The sequence below is a fragment of the Streptacidiphilus anmyonensis genome (assembly GCF_000787855.1).
GTDB lineage: Bacteria > Actinomycetota > Actinomycetes > Streptomycetales > Streptomycetaceae > Streptacidiphilus > Streptacidiphilus anmyonensis.
The window spans coordinates 318,250-337,034 of record NZ_BBPQ01000002.1; the positions used below are offsets into that span (position 1 = coordinate 318,250).

15 protein-coding genes are annotated in these 18,785 nt (G+C 71.8%); 4 read left to right on the plus strand and 11 right to left on the minus strand.

Features of this window, described 5'->3' with window-relative positions; translation table 11 throughout:
- The first annotated feature begins 102 nt into the window (after positions 1 to 102).
- On the plus strand, positions 103 to 1,326 hold the full coding sequence (locus TR50_RS04020) for a thiolase family protein (protein ID WP_042414003.1): 1,224 nt from the start codon (positions 103 to 105) through the stop codon (positions 1,324 to 1,326).
- A complete protein-coding gene (locus TR50_RS04025; protein WP_042414007.1) occupies positions 1,326 to 3,455 on the plus strand; it encodes a 3-hydroxyacyl-CoA dehydrogenase NAD-binding domain-containing protein in 2,130 nt (709 codons plus the stop codon). Before TR50_RS04020 ends, TR50_RS04025 begins: the two co-directional genes overlap by 1 nt.
- A 998-nt stretch (positions 3,456 to 4,453) precedes the next feature.
- Here TR50_RS04025 and TR50_RS04030 read toward each other — a convergent pair.
- The 9 genes from TR50_RS04030 to TR50_RS04070 all read right to left on the minus strand — a co-directional run bounded on the left by TR50_RS04030 (position 4,454) and on the right by TR50_RS04070 (position 15,369).
- Positions 4,454 to 5,386: a DsbA family protein gene (locus TR50_RS04030; RefSeq protein ID WP_052440675.1), complete on the minus strand. Its 933-nt coding sequence runs from the start codon at positions 5,384 to 5,386 to the stop codon at positions 4,454 to 4,456.
- 118 nt (positions 5,387 to 5,504) lie between these two features.
- Positions 5,505 to 6,884, minus strand: coding sequence for an ArnT family glycosyltransferase (locus TR50_RS04035; protein ID WP_236654253.1), 1,380 nt, complete (start codon positions 6,882 to 6,884; stop codon positions 5,505 to 5,507).
- Between the two features lie 153 nt (positions 6,885 to 7,037).
- Positions 7,038 to 8,939: a 1-deoxy-D-xylulose-5-phosphate synthase gene (dxs, locus tag TR50_RS04040; protein ID WP_042414009.1), complete on the minus strand. Its 1,902-nt coding sequence runs from the start codon at positions 8,937 to 8,939 to the stop codon at positions 7,038 to 7,040.
- Between the two features lie 286 nt (positions 8,940 to 9,225).
- Positions 9,226 to 10,494: a sugar ABC transporter permease gene (locus TR50_RS04045; RefSeq protein ID WP_042414014.1), complete on the minus strand. Its 1,269-nt coding sequence runs from the start codon at positions 10,492 to 10,494 to the stop codon at positions 9,226 to 9,228.
- Positions 10,491 to 11,279, minus strand: a complete 789-nt coding sequence (locus tag TR50_RS04050; RefSeq protein WP_084699715.1) for an ATP-binding cassette domain-containing protein — start codon at positions 11,277 to 11,279, stop codon at positions 10,491 to 10,493. The genes TR50_RS04045 and TR50_RS04050 overlap by 4 nt, the downstream gene beginning before the upstream one ends.
- A gap of 159 nt (positions 11,280 to 11,438) precedes the next feature.
- Positions 11,439 to 12,542, minus strand: a complete 1,104-nt coding sequence (locus tag TR50_RS04055; protein WP_042414018.1) for a sugar ABC transporter substrate-binding protein — start codon at positions 12,540 to 12,542, stop codon at positions 11,439 to 11,441.
- A 168-nt stretch (positions 12,543 to 12,710) separates the two neighbouring features.
- Positions 12,711 to 13,883 carry an ROK family transcriptional regulator gene (locus TR50_RS04060; RefSeq protein WP_052440733.1) on the minus strand — a complete coding sequence of 391 codons (1,173 nt, stop codon included), beginning with the start codon at positions 13,881 to 13,883 and terminating at the stop codon, positions 12,711 to 12,713.
- Positions 13,884 to 14,116: 233 nt separating this feature from the next.
- A complete protein-coding gene (locus tag TR50_RS49655; RefSeq protein ID WP_269084778.1) occupies positions 14,117 to 14,761 on the minus strand; it encodes an NUDIX hydrolase in 645 nt (214 codons plus the stop codon).
- Positions 14,758 to 15,369, minus strand: coding sequence for a TetR/AcrR family transcriptional regulator (locus TR50_RS04070; protein ID WP_236654254.1), 612 nt, complete (start codon positions 15,367 to 15,369; stop codon positions 14,758 to 14,760). The genes TR50_RS49655 and TR50_RS04070 overlap by 4 nt, the downstream gene beginning before the upstream one ends.
- Before the next feature lie 125 nt (positions 15,370 to 15,494).
- Here TR50_RS04070 and TR50_RS04075 point away from each other — a divergent pair, with 125 nt between their 5' ends.
- Together TR50_RS04075 and TR50_RS04080 are read left to right on the plus strand one after the other, a co-directional pair.
- Positions 15,495 to 16,406, plus strand: a complete 912-nt coding sequence (locus tag TR50_RS04075; RefSeq protein WP_042414033.1) for a 3-hydroxybutyryl-CoA dehydrogenase — start codon at positions 15,495 to 15,497, stop codon at positions 16,404 to 16,406.
- A gap of 101 nt (positions 16,407 to 16,507) precedes the next feature.
- On the plus strand, positions 16,508 to 17,101 hold the full coding sequence (locus tag TR50_RS04080; protein WP_236654255.1) for a TetR/AcrR family transcriptional regulator: 594 nt from the start codon (positions 16,508 to 16,510) through the stop codon (positions 17,099 to 17,101).
- Between the two features lie 47 nt (positions 17,102 to 17,148).
- On the opposite strand, the gene TR50_RS04085 is transcribed toward TR50_RS04080, so the two are convergent.
- Together TR50_RS04085 and TR50_RS04090 are read right to left on the minus strand one after the other, a co-directional pair.
- The gene (locus tag TR50_RS04085; protein ID WP_042414040.1) at positions 17,149 to 18,138 is read right to left on the minus strand and encodes an LLM class flavin-dependent oxidoreductase; all 990 of its coding nucleotides are present in this window, start codon (positions 18,136 to 18,138) and stop codon (positions 17,149 to 17,151) included.
- Between the two features lie 105 nt (positions 18,139 to 18,243).
- Positions 18,244 to 18,615 carry a hypothetical protein gene (locus tag TR50_RS04090; protein ID WP_042414042.1) on the minus strand — a complete coding sequence of 124 codons (372 nt, stop codon included), beginning with the start codon at positions 18,613 to 18,615 and terminating at the stop codon, positions 18,244 to 18,246.
- Between the last annotated feature and the right edge of the window lie 170 nt (positions 18,616 to 18,785).

Sequence of the window (18,785 nt, forward strand, 5' to 3'; positions counted from 1 at the left end):
GCAGTCGTGAGCTTGTCGTGAGCCTCTGCCGCCGTCGGCTGCCCCGTTCCCCTGTGACCACACCGTGCCCGCTGCGAACGGGCGCTTGGGAGGAGAGCCACCGTGCCTCGTACCGCGAGGGACGTCGTCTTCGTCGACGGCGTCCGCACCCCCTTCGGCAAGGCCGGCCCCAAGGGCATCTACGCCGAGACCCGCGCCGACGACCTGGTGATCAAGGCGATCCGGGAGCTGCTGCGCCGGAACCCGAACCTGGACCCGGCCCTCGTGGACGAGGTCGCCATCGCCGCCACCACGCAGATCGGCGACCAGGGCCTGACCCTGGGCCGCTCCGCGTCGCTGCTGGCGGGCCTGCCCAAGACCGTCCCGGGCTACTCCATCGACCGCATGTGCGCCGGCGCGATGACCGCCGTGACGTCCGTCGCCGGCGGCATCGCCATGGGCGCCCTCGACATCGCCGTCGCCGGCGGCGTCGAGCACATGGGCCGCCACCCCATGGGTGAGGGCGTCGACCCCAACCCGCGCTTCCTCTCCGAGAAGCTGGTCGACGAGTCCGCCCTGTTCATGGGCATGACGGCGGAGAACCTGCACGACCGGTTCCCGCACCTGACCAAGGAGCGCTGCGACGCCTACGCCGTCCGCAGCCAGGAGAAGGCCGCCAAGGCCTACGCCGACAACAACATCCAGCCCGACCTGGTGCCGGTCGCCGTCCGCCGCACCAACCCTGACGGCGGCGAGACCGGCTGGGGCCTGGCCACCGCCGACGAGCCGATGCGCCCGGGCACCACGCTGGAGTCGCTGACGGGCCTGAAGACCCCGTTCCGCCCGCACGGCCGGATCACCGCCGGCAACGCGGCCGGTCTCAACGACGGCGCCACCGCCTCCCTGATCGCCGCCGAGGACGTCGCGCGCGAGCTGGGCCTGCCGGTCAAGATGCGCATGGTCTCCTACGCCTTCGTCGGCGTGGAGCCCGAGGTCATGGGCATCGGCCCGGTCCCGGCGACCGAGAAGGCGCTGGCCAAGGCCGGTCTGACGATCGACGACATCGGCGCGTTCGAGATCAACGAGGCCTTCGCCATCCAGGTCCTGTCCATGCTGGACCACTTCGGCATCGCGGACGACGACGAGCGGGTCAACCCGTACGGCGGCGCGATCGCCTTCGGCCACCCGCTGGCCTCCTCCGGCGTGCGCCTGATGACGCAGCTGGCCCGCCGCTTCGAGCAGCGTCCGGACGTCCGTTACGGCCTCACCTCCATGTGCATCGGCATGGGCATGGGCGCGACGGTCATCTGGGAGAACCCGCACTTCGACGGTAACGAGGCCAAGTGATGACCACCACCACCGAGATGCTGCTCAAGGCTCACGAGCTGTTCCCGGACGAGGTCGTGACGACCGCTCACGTGCGTCACCTCGACCTGCCGCTGGGCGCCGGCCGCTTCGCGCTGATCACCCTGGACAACGGCTTCGACCACACCAAGCCGACCACCTTCGGCCCCGGCTCGCTGGCCAAGCTGAACGAGGCGCTGGACCAGGTCGAGCGTGAGGCCGCGGCCGGCGAGATCGTCGCCGTCGGCATCACCGGCAAGCCGTTCATCTTCGCGGTCGGCGCCGACCTCAAGGGCGTCGAGGTGCTGAAGGAGCACAGCGACGCGCTGGCCATCGGCAAGGGCGGCCACGACGTCTTCAAGCGGATCGCGGCCCTGCCCGTCCCGTCCTTCGCCTTCTACAACGGCGCGGCGATGGGCGGCGGCGTCGAGGTCGGCCTGCACTGCACCTACCGCACCGTCAGCTCGGGCCTGCCGGCCTTCTCGCTGCCGGAGTGCTTCCTGGGCCTGGTCCCGGGCTGGGGCGGCTGCACGCTGCTGCCGAACCTGATCGGCGCGGGCAAGGCCGTCCAGGTCATCATCGAGAACTCGATGGCCCAGAACAAGCAGCTCAAGGGCAAGCAGGTCTTCGAGCTGGGCATCGCCGACGCGATCTTCGAGCCGGCCGACTTCGTCGAGCAGTCGCTGCTGTGGACCGCCAAGGTCCTGACGGGTGCGGTGACGGTCGAGCGTCCGGAGATCGACCGCGGCCAGGCCTGGGACGACGCCGTGGCCTGGGGCCGCGCGGTCGTCGACGGCAAGGTCCACGGCGCGGCTCCGGCCCCCTACCGGGCGCTGGACATCATCGCCCAGGTCAAGGACGGCGACCTGCAGGCCGGCTTCGACGCCGAGGACGCGGCGCTGGCCGACCTGATCATGGGCGGCGAGCTGCGGTCCGGCATCTACGCCTTCAACCTGGTCCAGAAGCGCGGCAAGCGCCCGGCAGGCGCGCCGGACAAGTCGCTGGCCCGCCCGGTCACCAAGGTCGGCGTCGTCGGCGCGGGCCTGATGGCCTCGCAGCTGGCGCTGCTCTTCGCCCGTCGTCTCCAGGTGCCGGTCGTCCTCACGGACATCGACCAGGAGCGCATCGACAAGGGCGTCGGCTACGTCCACGGCGAGATCGACAAGCTGCTCGCCAAGGGCCGCGTCAACGGCGACAACGCGAACCGCCTCAAGGCCCTCGTCACCGGCTCGCTCGACAAGGCCGCCGCCTTCGGCGACGCGGACTTCGTCATCGAGGCCGTCTTCGAGGAGATGGGCGTCAAGCAGCAGGTCTTCGCCGAGGTCGAGGCCGTGGTCTCGCCCACCTGCATCCTGGCGACCAACACCTCCTCGCTGTCCGTCAGCGAGATGGCGTCGAAGCTGGAGCACCCCGAGCGGGTCGTCGGCTTCCACTTCTTCAACCCGGTCGCGGTCCTGCCGCTGCTGGAGATCGTCCGCGGCGAGAAGACGGACGACGCGTCGCTCGCGACCGCGTTCGGCGTCGCGAAGAAGCTGAAGAAGACCGCGGTTCTCGTGAAGGACGCCCCGGCGTTCGTCGTGAACCGGATTCTCACCCGCTTCATGGGTGAGATCCAGCAGATCATCGACGAGGGCACCCCGATCGCCGTCGCCGAGAAGGGCGTCGAGCCGCTCGGCCTGCCGATGTCCCCGATCGTGCTGCTGGAGCTGGTCGGCCCGGCCATCGCCCTGCACGTGTCGGAGACCCTGCACACCGCCTTCCCGGAGCGCTTCTTCGTCTCCGAGAACCTGGCCCGCGTGGTCCAGGCCGGCAAGCGCGGCTTCTACACCTGGGCCTCGGGCCAGCAGGAGCTGGACCCCGAGGTCGTCGCGCTGCTCCAGGTCGGCGACAAGGTCCTCACCGAGGAGCAGGTCCGCGACCGGGCGCTGGACGCCGTCGCCCAGGAGATCCAGCTCATGCTGGACGAGGGCGTCGTCGCCGAGGCGCAGGACATCGACCTCTGCCTGATCACGGGCGCGGGCTGGCCGTTCCACCTGGGCGGCATCACCCCGTACCTGGACCGCGAGGGCGTCTCCGAGCGCGTCAACGGCAAGCGCTTCCTCGCCCAGGGCGTCGCGAGCGTCCCGGCGTGAGGCAGTAGCTGACGCAGAAGGGCGGCTTCCCCGAGATCTCCTCTCGGGGAAGCCGCCCTTTCGCTTTCCCTCCCACCGACCCACCACCCGCCCGCCGCCCGCCTCCGGGAGGGCCCCAAGCCCCGCAGGGCTCCGCACCGCACGGACGCCGTGCTCCGCAGGAGCCGCGCCACGCGCCGGACGGGAGGCCGGGCACCGCGCGCACGAGGCGCGTCCGCGCCCGGCCCGCAGGGCCTCGACCCGCCGGCACGCCTCCGCAGGAGTCGCTCCGCGGGCCGGACGGCAGCCACGGCTGACCACCACCCCCGGAAGGGCCAGACACGCGCGCAAGACGTGAGCGAGCCCGGCCCGCGACGGCCGCGAGCGCCCCGCAGGGCTCCGCACCGGACGGACGCCGTGCTCCGCAGCAGCCGCGACGCGCGCCGGACGGGATGGACGTGACTCGCCACCAGCCCTGCAGGGGCCTGCTAGCGCAGGCGAGTTGTGGACGGGCAGGGTCCGCGCGGGGTCGGGAGTCCCGCCGACGGCCACGAGCGCCCCGCAAGGCCTCGACTCACCGGCACGCTCCGCAGAAGTCGATCCGCGGGCCGGACGGCAGCCACGGCTGACCACCACCCCCGGAAGGGCCAGACACGCGCGCAAGACGTGAGCGAGCCCGGCCCGCGACGGCCGCGAGCGCCCCGCAGGGCCTCGACCGGCCGGCACGCTCCGCAGGAGCCGCGCCATGCGCGGTACGGGAGGCCCGTGGCCAGCCACCAGCCCCGGAGGGGCCGGAGACACGCGGGCGGCCCGGCCGAGGAGGGGATCCCTTGTCCTGGGCCGGGCGGAGAGCCCGGAGGGCGGCTCGGCTCGGGGGACGCCGGTCGAGAGCCGCAGGGTGAGGTGCTTCGGCCGGGGGCGGGGTGGGCTGGTGGCCTGGGACGGCGCAGGCCCCGGCCGGGAGGGCCGGGGCCTGCGGAGGCCGGTGTGCCCCCGGGAGGGGGCGTGGGGCGCTCGGGTCAGGGGGTGACCGAGGCCGACGGGGAGGTGGTGGCCGTCGGCTTCTTCTTGTCCTTCGCCGCCTTCGCCTTCGGGCTCGCCGAGGCGCTCGGGGTCAGCGGCGCCGTCGGCGTCGGGGTCGCGCCGTTGGTGACGGCGATGGACGGCAGGTCGCCCGAGACCGGCGTGGCCGAGACCGCCGCGGCCAGGACGCGGTCCTGCAGCTGCTGCGGGGTCAGCGACTGCGACGCGGAGACGATCGTCGTCGCGTTCGCGTTGCCGGCCGCGGCGTCAGCCGCGCTCTGCATCTGCAGGACCGGGGCCGCGCCCAGGTTCAGCGCGGTGAACGCCTTCGTGGAGTCCTGCACCCAGACGTTGTGGTCGCCGTTGTTCACGCAGGCGCGGAACACGTCGGTGTCCAGGCCCTTGACCTTCTTGGCCAGCAGGATGAGGCCGCTCTTCGACGCGAACGCGTCGTCCGACTCGGCCGGCTGGTGGTTCAGCAGGACCGCGCGGTAGTCGGCGAACTTCTTGTCGTCCAGCGCGCAGCCGAGCGCGTTGCCCGCGTCGAGCGAGCCGCTGCCGCCCTGGGTGGCGTCCACACCGGCGGTCTCGTGGTAGTAGACGTTGGCCACGCCGGAGGAGACGAGCTGGCGCAGCGTCGCGCCGTAGGTGTTCTCGAAGGCCAGCGTCGCGGGGTCGCGCAGGTCCTCGTAGACGGTCAGGGTGACGGCCGCGTGGCCGTACTCGGGAACGGCCAGCGCGGGGGTGCCGACCGCACCGGCCGGAGGCGCCAGCTGCGTGGCCTTGTCGGCCCGCACCACGGATCCGATCAGGCCCGCGACCACGAAGATCGCGACGACCACACCGCCGGCCACGAGCCAGCGTCGCCACGGCGTCTTGCGAACAGACGCTCCCGCCTGCTGCGGGTTGTTGTCCGTGGAGCTCTTCACTTCCACCTGTCCTCGACTACTCGGTCCGTGCTGTGTATCCGACTGGCCTACTGCCCAGTTCGGCGGACGGGGGTCAGCCTCTCATGCGAACGTGTGAAGGCTTCAACTGGATCATGGGTCAACGCCCTCGCAACCGGTAGATCACAGCGCCGCCCGAGGTCCCGACCCGTTCGTAGCGGGCCGCGAGCAGATCCCGGATCGGCGGGACGGCCGCAGGGGCGTACGGAGCGCCCTGGGAGTCGTCCACGACGAGGGCCGGCGGGTGCTCCTCCACCTCCCGTTCGAACGTCGTCCAGGAGCCCGCCACGGCCTTCTGCACGCCCACGCCCTTGCCGCCCCGGCCGCCGGCGAAGTTGGTGAGCAGTCCCGCGGTCAGGTAACGGCTCGCGGGGGCCCGGTCGGCGAGCCAGTAGATCTCCGGGTGCATGCCCCAGACCAGCACGCGCTGCCCGGCGCTGGTGTCGGCGTCGACGGCCTGCGCGACGGTCCGCACGCGCGTCACCGGCTGCGTGGAGGCCGTCAGGCCGAGGGCGACGAAGACGGCGGCGGCGACCGCCGTCCAGGCGAGGGCGAACCGGGCCCGGCGCGGTTCGGCCGTGCGGTGCAGGGCCCCCGCGCACAGCAGCGCCAGCGGCGGGACGAGCTGGAGGTAGTAGTGCCCGAAGAAGTGGAAGCCGACGGCGACGCCGACGGCGGACCCGGCGAGCCACAGCCACACGTCGGCGTCCTCGCGGAGCGAGACGCGCAGATGGCGGGCGAGCAGGACCAGCGCGGGGACGGCGGCGGCGAGCATGATCCCGGCGTTTCCGGCGGCCCGTCCGAGCGCGGTGGCCCAGGCCCCGTCGAGCGAGGCGTAGTCGCCGGAGCCGGAGACGACCCAGAAGAGGAAGTCCCGCGGCCCCGTCAGCAGGGCGAGGGCGGCCACCGGAACGACGAAACCGGCAAGCAGCCGCAGGACCGCGCCGGGGCGCCGGTCGTCGCGCCACAGCAGGTAGAGCGCCGGGAGCAGGACCACTCCCCCGGTCTGCTTGACCATCGCGGCGAGGGCGGCGGCGAGCCCCGCACCGGCCCACCGCTTGCGGTCGGCGCACCAGAACGCGGCGGCCGTGGCGGGCAGCATGAAGACCTCGAAGGTCGCCGCCTGGGTGTCCTCCGGCGCGAGCGCGACGCTGAGCAGGACCGTGAACAGCCCCGCGACCGTCCCCGCGGCGCCGCCCCAGCGGCGGCGGGCGACGGCGGCGGTGAACAGCGCTGTCGCGAGGCAGGCCAGGACCGCGAGCACCCGCAGCGGCCACAGCGAGTCCGAGCCGAGCAGCGCGAACGCGCCCTGGTAGAGCCACGGCAGCAGCGGCGGCTTGCGGTCCACGACGTCGACGTAGAGCGTCCCGCCGTGCGCCAGCATCCGCGCCTCGGTGGCGAGGTAGCCCTCGTCGGGGTTCCAGAAGGGTCGGAGGAACGACGGCAGATGGACCAGGAGGGCGACCAGGGCGAGTGGCACCCACGTCAGGGGCGCGGGGAACCGCGCGACAAGCCACGCAGGGTGGTGGGTCCCCGAACGAACAGGGCCATCCGCACCGGGTGGTTGCTCGTGCCCCGCGGCGGAGCCGCTGATCGGCTCCGCCTCGCGCCCCTGACGGTGCAACTACAACACCTACAACACCGTCGCGGGGTCCAGGGAGACCTTGGCGACCAGGGCGGCGGCCTTCTCGGCGACGCCGTCGGCGGTGAGGCCGATCGCGTTCAGGATCTCGTCCCGGGTCGCGTGGTCCAGGAACTCCTGCGGGATCCCCAGATCCCGCAGCGGGACGTCCACGCCCGCGTCGCGCAGGGCCTGCGCGATCGTCGCGCCGACTCCGCCGACGCGGCCGTTGTCCTCGACCGTCACCACGGCCCGGTGCCGGGCCGCGAGCGGCGCGAGCTCGGGGTCGACGGGCTTGACCCAGCGGGGGTCGACCACCGTCGCGGCGATGCCCTGCGCGGCGAGCTTCTCCGCCGCGTCGAGGCAGGTCTGCGCCATCGCGCCGACCGAGACGATGAGGACGTCCGCGTCGGCGCCGTCGACGCTGCCGTCGCGCAGCACGTCCATGCCGCCGACCCGGGCGACAGCGGCGACCGCGGGGCCGACGTTGCCCTTGCTGTAGCGGACGACCGTGGGCGCGTCCTCGACGGCGACGGCCTCGCGCAGTTGTGCGCGCAGCTGGTCCGCGTCGCGCGGAGCGGCCAGGCGCAGGCCGGGGACGACCTGAAGGATCGACATGTCCCACATGCCGTTGTGGGAGGCGCCGTCCGAGCCGGTCACACCGGCTCGGTCGAGTACGAACGTCACGCCGCACTTGTGCAGCGCGACGTCCATCAGCACCTGGTCGAAGGCCCGGTTGAGGAAGGTCGCGTAGACGGCGACGACCGGGTGCAGGCCGCCCGTGGCGAGGCCGGCGGCCGAGACCGCGGCGTGCTGCTCGGCGATGCCGACGTCGTAGATGCGGTCCGGGAACTCCTTGGCGAAGGGCGCCAGGCCGACCGGGTGGAGCATGGCGGCGGTGATGCCGACCACGTCCTTGCGCTCGCGGCCGATGGCGACCATCTCCTCGCCGAAGACGGAGGTCCAGTCCTGACCCGCCGTCTTCACCGGGAGGCCGGTGTCGGGGTGGATGACGGGGACCGCGTGGAAGCGGTCCTCCTCGTTCTGCTCGGCGGCGCGGTAGCCGCGGCCCTTCTGGGTGAGGCAGTGCACGATGACCGGCCCGCCGAAGCCCTTGGCCCGCTTGAGCGCCGACTCCAGCGCCGAGACGTCGTGGCCGTCGATCGGGCCGACGTACTTCAGGCCCAGATCCTCGAACATGCCCTGCGGGGCGATGAAGTCCTTCAGGCCCTTCTTGGCGCCGTGCAGCGTCTCGAACAGCGACTGGCCCACCACCGGGGTGCGCTGGAGCGCGTCCTTGCCCCAGGACAGGAAGCGCTCGTAGCCCTGGGTGGTGCGCAGCGTGGCGAGGTGGTTGGCCAGGCCGCCGATGGTGGGCGAGTAGGAGCGCTCGTTGTCGTTGACGACGATGATGACCGGCCGGTCGCTCTCGGCGATGTTGTTGAGCGCCTCCCAGGCCATGCCGCCGGTCAGCGCGCCGTCGCCGATGACGGCGACGACCGTGCGGTCGTCGTGGCCGAGCTGCTGGTTGGCCTTGGCCAGGCCGTCGGCGTAGCCGAGGACCGTGGAGGCGTGCGAGTTCTCGATCACGTCGTGCTCGGACTCGGCGCGCGACGGGTAGCCGGACAGGCCGCCCTTGCTGCGCAGCCGGCTGAAGTCCTGACGACCGGTGAGGATCTTGTGGACGTAGGACTGGTGCCCGGTGTCGAAGAGGATCCGGTCCTTCGGCGACTCGAAGACGCGGTGCAGCGCGATCGTCAGCTCGACGACGCCGAGGTTGGGGCCGAGGTGGCCACCCGTCTTCGAGACCTCCTCGACCAGGAAGCCCCGGATCTCCTCGGCCAGCACGGCCAGCTGTCCCGGGCTGAGACGGTCCAGATCGCGCGGTCCCCGAATGCGGGTCAGCAGGGCCACCCGTTCCTCCTCAATCTCTGTCCGGCGCCAGGCGTCTTCGCCCGGCGCCCTCTCCCACCCGGGCGGCCGTGGACGCCCAAGTCCGCTCAGTCTAGTTGTCCTCTGCACGCGCGCGACCGCCCGGCACCGGAGCGGTATCGGTGCCGGGCGGTCATTTTGCGTTCCGTCAGCCCCGTGACCGGCTCTCCCCCTCAAGAGAGCCGACCACGTTGCGGAGGGCCGACGGCGTTTCGCGCGTCCTTTCGGGGGATGCCCGCCGTGCGGGCGATCCCCCGGGCGGGACGCGTCAGGCGCGTCCCGAGGACTTCTGGGTGCGCCGGGACAGCGAGTCCACGACCACGGCGGCGAGCAGCACGCCACCGGTGATCATGTACTGGATGTCCAGGGTCAGGCCGAGCATGTAGAGACCGGCGTTGATCGACTCGATCACCAGCATGCCGAGCAGCGCGGACCAGACGCGGCCGCGCCCGCCGAACAGCGAGGTGCCGCCGATGACGGCCGCGGCGATGGCCATCATCAGGTTGTTCGGGTCCGCACCGGCCTGGCCGGCCGCGTTGGTGGTGCCGGCGATGGCCAGACCGCCGAGCGCGGCGAAGGTGCCGGAGATGGCGTAGACCGAGATCCGGATGGCCGGGACGGAGATGCCGGCGCGGCGGCTCGCCTCGATGTTGCCACCGACGGCGAAGATCTTGCGGCCGTAGGAGGTGCGGCGCAGCACGAAGTCACAGACGATCAGCAGCGCCAGGAAGATCACCAGCGCGTTCGGCACGCCGCTGGCCTGGTTCAGCACGTAGGCCGCGCCGAAGGCGCCGATGGCCAGCAGCACCGCGCGCAGCACGATCTCGCTGGTCGGGCGGAACGGGACGCCGGCCTTGCGGCGGCGCGCCTGCTCGCTGAGGCTGCCGAACAGCAGCGAGGCGACCGCGAGCACGGCCAGGACGTAGCCGCCGGAGATGTCCCCGCCGAGGAAGTAGGAGTTCCCGGACAGGAAGTGGTTCAGGCCCTTGTCGTCCAGGTTGATGGTGCCGGTGGAGCCGAGGAGCCACAGCATCACGCCCTGCCAGGCCAGGAAGCCGGCGAGGGTGACGACGAAGGCGGGCACGCCGATCTTGGCGAAGATGAAGCCGTGCAGCGCGCCGATGGCGGCGCCGGTCAGCAGCGTGAGCAGCACCGACAGCCACGGGTCGACGTGCTCGTTGACCGAGAGCACGGCGTAGACGGCGGCGGCCAGGCCGCTGACGGCGCCGACCGAGAGGTCGATCTCGCCCAGCAGCAGCACGAAGACCAGGCCGACGGCCAGCAGACCGATGCCGACCATGTAGTAGGCGATGAACTCGGCCGTCGACGCGGCGAAGTACTTGCCGTCGTTGAGGCTGAAGACGGCCCAGATGACGATCAGACCGACGACGACCGGCAGCGAGCCGAGGTCGCCGCCGCGGACCTTGCGCACGAACTCGCTGACGTAGCCGGAAAGGCCGGACTCGCGCTGGAGCAGCCGCGGGTCGACGGCCGGGCTCGACGCGGGGGGCGGGGTGGTCTTGGTGTCGTTGCTCACTTCGCGGCCTCCGCCGTGCGCGCCGCGCGCCGGGTCACCGCGTTCTCGGTGGCGCCGGTGATGGCGGCGATGATGGTCTCCTGCGTGGTCTGCTGCACCGGGAAGGTTCCGTTGTTCCTTCCGAGGCGCAGGACCGCGACGGTGTCCGCGACGGCGCGGACGTCGGCCATGTTGTGGCTGATCAGGATGACGCCGAGGCCGCGCTCACGCAGCCGCTCGACCAGGTCGAGGACCTGGGCGGTCTGCTCGACGCCGAGGGCGGCGGTCGGCTCGTCCAGGATGACGACCTTCGGCTCGCCGATCAGCGAGCGGGCGATCGCCACGACCTGGCGCTGACCACCCGACAGCGAGGCGATCGGGATGCGGACGGACGGGATGCGGATGGACAGGGTGTCCAGCAGCTCCCGCGCCCTCTGCTCCATGGCCACCTCGTCGAGGGTGCCGCGGCGCTTCAACTCACGCCCCAGGAACAGGTTGTTGACGACGTCCAGGTTGTCGCAGAGGGCGAGGTCCTGGTAGACGGTCGCGACGCCGAGGTGCTGGGCGTCCTGCGGCCGGTTGATCTGGACCGGGCGTCCCTCCCACTCGATCTGGCCGTCATCGATGGGGTGCACTCCGGCGATCGTCTTGACCAGGGTGGACTTACCGGCGCCGTTGTCACCGACCAGCGCCACCACCTCTCCGGCGTGGACCTCCAGCTCGACGTCGGTCAGCGCCTGGACGGCGCCGAACCGCTTGGAGACTCCGCGCAACGCCAGTACGGGCGCGCTTGTCACGTGAACCAACTCCTTCTCCCCGTCCGGTGCCTCGGACGGGATGCCGCGCCAGCCCTGGCGCCTGCGAGGTCGTGCGTAAAGCCTTGAATGGAATGTCCCGCGTCCGCCCGCACACGGGAATCCCGTGTGCGGGCGGATATCTGACGGACCGTCTGGACTGCGTCCGGACTACTGCAGGCCGGCGGCCTTGCAGGCGGTGGCGAAGTCCGAGGTGCAGATCTGCGCGACGGTGTAGAGGCCGTCGGTGATGACGGTGTCCTTGATGTTCGCCTTGGTCAGCAGGACCGGGGTGAGCAGGTCGGACGGGACCGTGTTGCCGGAGAGGCTGGTCTTGGTGGCGGTGGCGACCGAGCTGATGGACTGGCCGTTCAGCAGGTCGACGGCCAGCGTGGCGGCCGCCTCGGCCTCCGGCTTGTACGCCTTGTAGACCGTGTACGCCTGGGTGCCGGCCACGATGCGCTGCACCGCGTCGAGCTGGGCGTCCTGGCCACCGATCGGGGCGTTGACGCCCGCGTTCTTCATCGAGGTGACGATACCGGCGGCCATGCCGTCGTTGGCGGAGTAGACGCCCGCGACGTTCTTCGCACCGAGCTGGTTGAAGGCGGCGGTGGCCTTCTGCGCGGCGACGTCGGGCTTCCACAGGCCCGAGGCGTCGTAGGCGATGTCCACCTTGCCGGCGACGGCGGTGGTGAAGCCCTTCTTGAAGTCGGCGGCGTTCGGGTCGGCCGAGTCGCCGTCGATCTCCACGACCTTGGCGGACGGGGTGGCGGCGGAGCCCATGGCGGTGAGCAGGCCCTGGCCCTGGAGCTCACCGACCTTCTCGTTGTCGAACGAGACGTAGGCGTCGACCGGGCCCTGGGCCAGGCGGTCGTAGGCGACGACCTTGATGCCCTTGTCGTGCGCGGCCTGCACGGAGGACTTGATCTGGGCCGAGTCCTGGGCGTCGACCACGATGACCTTGACGCCCTGGTTGATCATCGTCTGGACCTGCTGCGCCTGGGTCTGGGCGCTGCCGGCGGCGTTGGCGTAGTCGACGGTGACGTTCGGGGCCAGGGCCTTGACCTTGGCCTCGAACAGCGGCTTGTCGAACTGCTCGTACCGGGTGGTGGTGTTCTCGGGGAGCAGCAGGCCGATGGCCTGGGAGCCGCCTGCGGCGGAGCTGGAAGAAGAAGAGCTGGCGTTGCTGCTGCCGGCCTTGCCACAAGCGGCCAGGCCGAGCGCGATGGAAACGGCGGTGGTTACCACGACCGTGCGGCGCAGAGTGCTGTTCATCGTTTGGGGTGCCTCCCTGACGCGGTCGCCACACTGCGACCGAGGTGTGAGGAGTCAACCCCGCACTCCCAGCTGGCGTCAATAATTAAAGTCGATGAACAGGCGATCCGAATCCATTCGTTATCTTCCTGAAGGCATGGCGGCAACCAAGCCCCCGGAATGCGGACATCACCCCGTGGGCAATGCGTTGGAATCGCCCATTTCGGACATGACCAACGCCAAGGCTCCAAGAACCTCGGCCCTTCCGCCCAGCGTTCCGGGCACGACCGACAGTTGCCGCGCGGCGCTCGGGATGGCGTAGCGGGCCACGGACTCCCTTATCGGGTCGAGCACCAGGTCCCCCGCCTCGGCCAGATCGCCACCGAGGATGACCCGGCGCGGGTTCAGCAGGTTGCAGAGGTTGGCGACGCCGGTGCCGATCTGCCGGCCGGCGTCCGCGATCACCCGGCGGCAGCCGAGGTCGCCGCGCTGGGCCAGCTGCACCACCTTGGGCATGCTGAGGTCCGCGCCGTGGCTCTGCTGCAGCAGCGCCAGGATGTGGCGGGCGCTGACGAACGTCTCCAGGCAGCCGCGGTTGCCGCAGCGGCAGACCGGGCCCGCCTCGTCCAGGGTGATGTGCCCGATCTCGCCCGCCGTGCCGCCGGGCCCCCGGTAGATCTGCCCGGCGATCACCAGACCGGCGCCGACACCGCTGGACACCTTGATGTAGGCGAGGTCCGAGAGCCCGCGGCCGGCGCCCCAGACCAGCTCGCCCAGCGCGCCCAGGTTCGCGTCGTTGTCGACGAGCACCGCCATGCCGAGGCGACGGGAGAGCTCCTGCGCCGGCGCGATGCCCGTCCAGCCCGGCAGGATCGCGGTCGAGCCGAGCGCGCCGGTCTCCACGTCGATCGGGCCGGGGACGCCGAGGCCGACGCCGATGACCTTCTCGGCGGGGAATCCGGTCTGCTCCAGCAGCCGCGCGACCAACTGCTCCGCGCGGCCGAAGCCCTGGTCGGCGGAGGCGTCGGTGTCGATCGGCTCGCTCTCCTCCGCCAGCACCCGGTGGGCCAGGTTGCCGATGGCCACCCGCAGGTGGGAGTGACCGAAGTCGACGCCGACGACGATGCCCGCGTCCGCGCTGAGCGACACGCTGCGGGCGCGGCGCCCGCCCGAGGAGGTGGGCGTGACCACCACCGTCCCCGCCTCGCTGAGCTCACGGACGATGTTGGAGACCGTCGCGGCGGAGAGCCCCGTGCTCCGCGCGATCTCGGCCTGGGTCAGCGATCCGGCCATCCGGACAGCCCGGAGCACACGCTCCAGGTTGGCCCGGTGCAGCGACGACTGTGAACCCGGCGTTTCCACGGACATGATCGATCCATCCTCCCCGCGCCCTTGCGGCGGAGACCCGTTCGCGGCCTGGTTTCGGCCTTGAATACAACTTCTGAACTTCAAGCAGAGCCAATGGGATGAAGTCGTGTCAAGGCTGAAGGGAAAGAGATGCCCGAAACGTTGCGGAAGCGCGTCGGCGCTGACCCGAGCGGCACGAGCGAGGGCGAAGGCAAGCGCTGCCTTCGGGCGGCCGGTCAGGACGGCCGTCAGGAGCGGGCGAAGTCCGGCTCGTCCAGACCGCTCACCCGGGTGGGCCGCCCGAGCAGCGCCACCTCCCGGAACTGCCACAACAGCGCGCCGGTCGGCGCGTGCACGACCATGGTGCGGCGCAGCGGCATCTGGAGCAGCCGACCGCCGTCGGGCGTCTCCCGCCAGCGCGGCACGTCCGGGTCGCAGAGCCGGGCGAGCGGGACGCGGTGCAGCGAGTGCACCTCGCGCGGGCAGCGGCGCAGCCGCGCGGGCGGCGCGTCGAGCAGGACCACGACCGGGGTGATCACGAAGCCCGTGCCCGCGACGTAGTCGTCCAGCAGGCCGGCCACGGCGGAGGCAGGGGCCTCGACGCCGGTCTCCTCGGCCAGTTCGCGCAGGGCGGTCTCCGCGGAGCCCTCCCCCGGCTCGACCCTGCCGCCGGGCAGCGCCCACTGCCCGGCGTTGCGGCCCTTGGCCGCACGTTTGATCATCAGCAGCTGCGGGCCGGTCGGCGACGGCAGCACACAGACCGCGACGGCCGCCGCACGCCCGCCCGCGGTCACGGCCGAACGGCGCGGGAAGGCGGCCAGGTTGCGGCGGATCGTGTCGTGGTCGACGCCCGGCTGCGGCGGCAGCGGCGGCGTGGTGGCGTCCGGGCTCACGCGGGTTCCGGGGAGGTGCGCCGCTCGACGAGCAGCTCGCGCTGGACGTAGCCGATCAGCAGCTCCCGCATCACCGAGACGGTCATGCCGGGGCGACCGGTCAGCACCTGGATCGCCGCGCCGTCCGTGAGCGCGGTCAGGTGCACGGCCAGCTCCTCGGGCGACACGTCGGTCCGGAAGACGCCCTGCCGCTGGCCGCGCCGGACGATCCGCACCACGGTCTCGTGCCAGCGGGCGTAGAACTCGTTGTGCGCGGGCCGGAACTCGGGCCGCACCACGGCCTCCGCCCAGTACTGGAGCCAGATCGACCACTCGTCGCGCACCCGGCCCATCCGGGGCAGCTGCATGTCGATCAGCTTGAGCAGCCGCTCGTGGGCGTCGTCGATGCCGCGCAGCTCCCGGCTCTGCCGGACGAACGCCTGCTCGACGCAGTACTTCAGCGCCTGCGTCAGCACGTCGTCCTTGCCGGGGAAGTAGTAGTGCACCGTGCCCGTGCTGGTGCCGCACACCTTGGCGATGTCGCTGATCCGCACGGCGTGGAAGCCGCGCTCGGCGATCAGCTGCCAGGTGGCCTCCAGGATCGCTCCGCGCCGGTCCTCGTCCGTCATGGAGGTCATCCTACTGACGCATCAGTCAGAGACAAGACCTTGACGCTGACGGCCCGAAGAGGGCTAACTGACGCATCAGTCAGACGCATCAGCCAGACAGAGACTCGTTCGCTCGGAGGCCTGAGATGAACCAACCCGTCCACCGCGTCGGAGTCGTCGGCGCCGGACTGATGGGCTCCGGCATCGCCGAGGTCTGCGCCCGCGCCGGGCTCGACGTCCTGGTCTTCGAGATCGACGCGCAGGCGCTGGCCGCCGGACGCGAGCGCGTCGAGCGTTCGCTCGCCCGCGCGGTCCGCGGGGGCAGGCTCGGCGGGCCGGAGCGGGACAAGGCGCTCGGCCGCCTGCGCTGGACCACGGACCTGTCCGACTTCGCCGACCGGGAGCTGGTGCTCGAGGCGGTCGCCGAGTCCGAGCGGATCAAGACCGAGGTCTTCGCGCGGCTGGACCGCGTGGTCGAGGATCCGGACGCGATCCTCGCCTCGAACAGCTCCTCCATTCCCATGGTCAAGCTCGCGACGGCGACCTCCCGGCCGGACCGGGTGATCGGCGTCCACTTCTTCAATCCCGTGCCGGTCCTGCCGCTGGTCGAGCTCGTGCCCTCGCTCCTCACCGCGGAGCGGACGGCTGAGCGCGCCGAGGCGTTCGTCACCGGCGTCCTCGGCAAGCGCGTGATCCGCGCCGGCGACCGGGCGGGTTTCGTGGTCAACGCGCTGCTCGTGCCCTACCTGCTCTCGGCGATCCGGATGCTGGAGTCCGGCTTCGCCTCCGCGGCGGACATCGACCAGGGCATGGTGCAGGGCTGCGCCCACCCGCTGGGCCCGCTGGCCCTCGCCGACCTGATCGGGCTCGACACGGTGCAGGCGATCGCCGAGTCGATGTACCAGGAGTACAAGGAGCCGCTGTACTCGCCGCCGCCGCTGCTGGCGCGGATGGTGCAGGCGGGTCTGCTGGGCCGCAAGTCCGGCCGCGGCTTCCACGACTACGCCGCGGCAGCCGGGGCAGCCGGGGTGGCCGAGGTGGCCGTCCAGACAACGTGAGAAGAACTCACGTTAGTGACTCGCCAAGGCCGCACCCGATCGGGCAGAGTGAGGCCATGCACGTTCCCGCGCCATCCGAAGGCAGCGTCCGTCGCCGGCCCGTGCAGCGGCGCAGTCAGGAACGCTTCGACCGCATCCTGGACGCCACCGCGCGCCTGCTCGACGAGGTCGGCTACACCGCGCTGACCACCAAGGAGGTCGCCCGGCGCGCGGAGGTCCCGATCGGCACGCTCTACCAGTTCTTCCCCGGCATCGACGGACTGCTGGGCGCGCTCGCCGAACGCAACCTCGAACACTTCATGGACCGGCTGACCCGGCGCATGGAGGCCGAGCGGCCCTCCGACATCGCGACCATGGTCGACCTCGCGGTCGAGGAGTACGTGGCCATGCACCGCGCCGTGCCCGGCTTCGGCGTCGTCGACTTCGGCGCGGTCGGCCGCGAGGACGCGCAGAGCGTGCACCTGCTCGACTCCGTCCTGGAGAACAACGCCGCGGTCGCGGACCGCCTCTGGGCCCTCCTCGGCGACCTCATCGGCGGCGAGGACCGCGCGGCCGCGCGGATCTCCCTCCAGGTCGCCCTGGAGTGCGCGGACGCGGTCCTGCGCCTGGCCTTCCGCCAGGACGCGGAGGGCGACCCGGTGCTCATCGCCGAATGCAAGAAGCTCCTGCGCGGCTACCTGACCGAGCCGGACTGACCGCTCGAGCGCGTCGTGTCGCGTCGCGGCACGTCGCGGCGCGTCGCTCAGGGGCGGATCCGCGGCATCACCTCGTCCGTGAACAGGCGCAGGCTCTCCCAGCCCGCCTCCACCGGCATACCACCGCACATCGGATGCAGCAGCAGGGTGCCCATCGGGCCCTCCGCGGCGGCGACGGCCACGCACTCGTCCGGGGTCAGGCAGCAGTAGACGCCCTCCGCGCGGAGCTGGTCGACCGTCAGCGCCTGCGTCGCGACCGCCGAGCGGATGTCGGGCGTCTGCCAGGAGGCGTAGGTTCGGGCCTCGTGCAGGAAGTGCTCGCCGTACCGCGCCCAGGCGCGGTCCGGGTCCTCGGTGCAGTGGACCATGCGGGTGCGCTCCGGCGGCAGCAGGACGAAGCCCTCGTGCCAGTCCGCCGCGGCGGCCAACGACTCGTAGTAGTCGACCAACTCGGGAAGGTAGGCGGCCGTGAACAGCGGCAGCCGCAGCCGCACGGCGCGCCGCGCCGCGGCCTTGGACGAGCCGCCGACGATCAGCGGCGGCTGCGGCGCGGTCAGCGGCGGCGGAGTCAGTCGCACCGTGCGGCCCCGGTACTCGAACTCCTCCCCGGACCAGGCGGCGACCAGTGCGGCCAGCACCTCGTCCTGGATCCGCCCGCGCTGCTTCCACTCGACGCCCATCAGCTCGTACTCGGCCGGCCGGTAGCCGAGCCCGGCGACCGTGGTGACCCGCCCGCCGCTGAGGTGGTCCAGCACGACGAGCTCCTCGGCCAGCCGCAACGGGTCGTACAGCGGCGTGATCAGCGCGCACAGCATCAGCGGGATGCGGCTGGTGGCCCCCGCGATCGCCGCCGCGGTGGCGATCGGCGCGGGACTCCAGCCGTCGGCCACGCCGTGGTGCTCCTCCAGCGTGACCAGGTCGAAGCCGTGCGCCTCGGCATGGACGGCCATCTCGACGGTGGCACGGTAGCGGGCGGCGACGTCCTTGCGATCCAGGCCGGGCGCGACCTGGTTGAAGCGCAGCGTGGTGACCGTCACGGGCTCGTCCCTTCCGGCGCCGACAGCTGACACGGCGTCAGCTCTCGCTCCCGGCATGGGTACCACCGCCCGCACGAGAGAACAAGCGTCAGTACGGCCCCGCCGTCAGAGCTTGGGAACCCAGCGCACGCCCGACAACGCGTCCTCCACCAGCTGCACCTGCCGGGCCAGGACGCTCAGGCGGGCGCCCTCCTCCGCATAGGCGCGCAGGCGCTCCTCGATGGCGTGCGGCTCGAAGTGGTCCGCGAGCTCCACGCGCGCACGCGAGTACGCGGACCGGGCGACCTGAAGGGACCCGTCGGTGAGGTAGCGGACGTCCCGGGCGAGCATCAGCGGGTGCTTGTAGAGCACGTGGTACCGCCGCCACTCCCCCGGGACCTGGTCGTAGAGCCACCTGCGCGCAGACTCCTCCCAGCCAGGGCTGCCGGGGGGCTGCACGCGCTCCGGCCAGCCGGGAGGGACGGGCGAGGTGTTCACTCCACCAGTATAGGAACAGATTTTCGATTTTCGAGCCAGTAGATCACCCGCTCGCCACGCCGACTCCCGGGGGTGGTGCCTGCACCACCCCGAAGTCGGGTCCGGACGCCAGCGACGTGCGCCCCCGGGTCCGGAAGGCTGGTCGGCGTCCGAAGGGGACGGCACGAGGG

What these genes read in the sequence shown, in the direction of transcription:
- TR50_RS04075 (WP_042414033.1), top strand. Translation starts at nt 15,495, where the DNA reads ATGAACCAACCCGTCCACCGCGTCGGAGTCGTCGGCGCCGGACTGATG.
- TR50_RS04025 (WP_042414007.1), top strand. Translation starts at nt 1,326, where the DNA reads ATGACCACCACCACCGAGATGCTGCTCAAGGCTCACGAGCTGTTCCCG.
- TR50_RS04055 (WP_042414018.1), bottom strand. Translation starts at nt 12,542, where the DNA reads ATGAACAGCACTCTGCGCCGCACGGTCGTGGTAACCACCGCCGTTTCC.
- TR50_RS04070 (WP_236654254.1), bottom strand. Translation starts at nt 15,369, where the DNA reads ATGACGGACGAGGACCGGCGCGGAGCGATCCTGGAGGCCACCTGGCAG.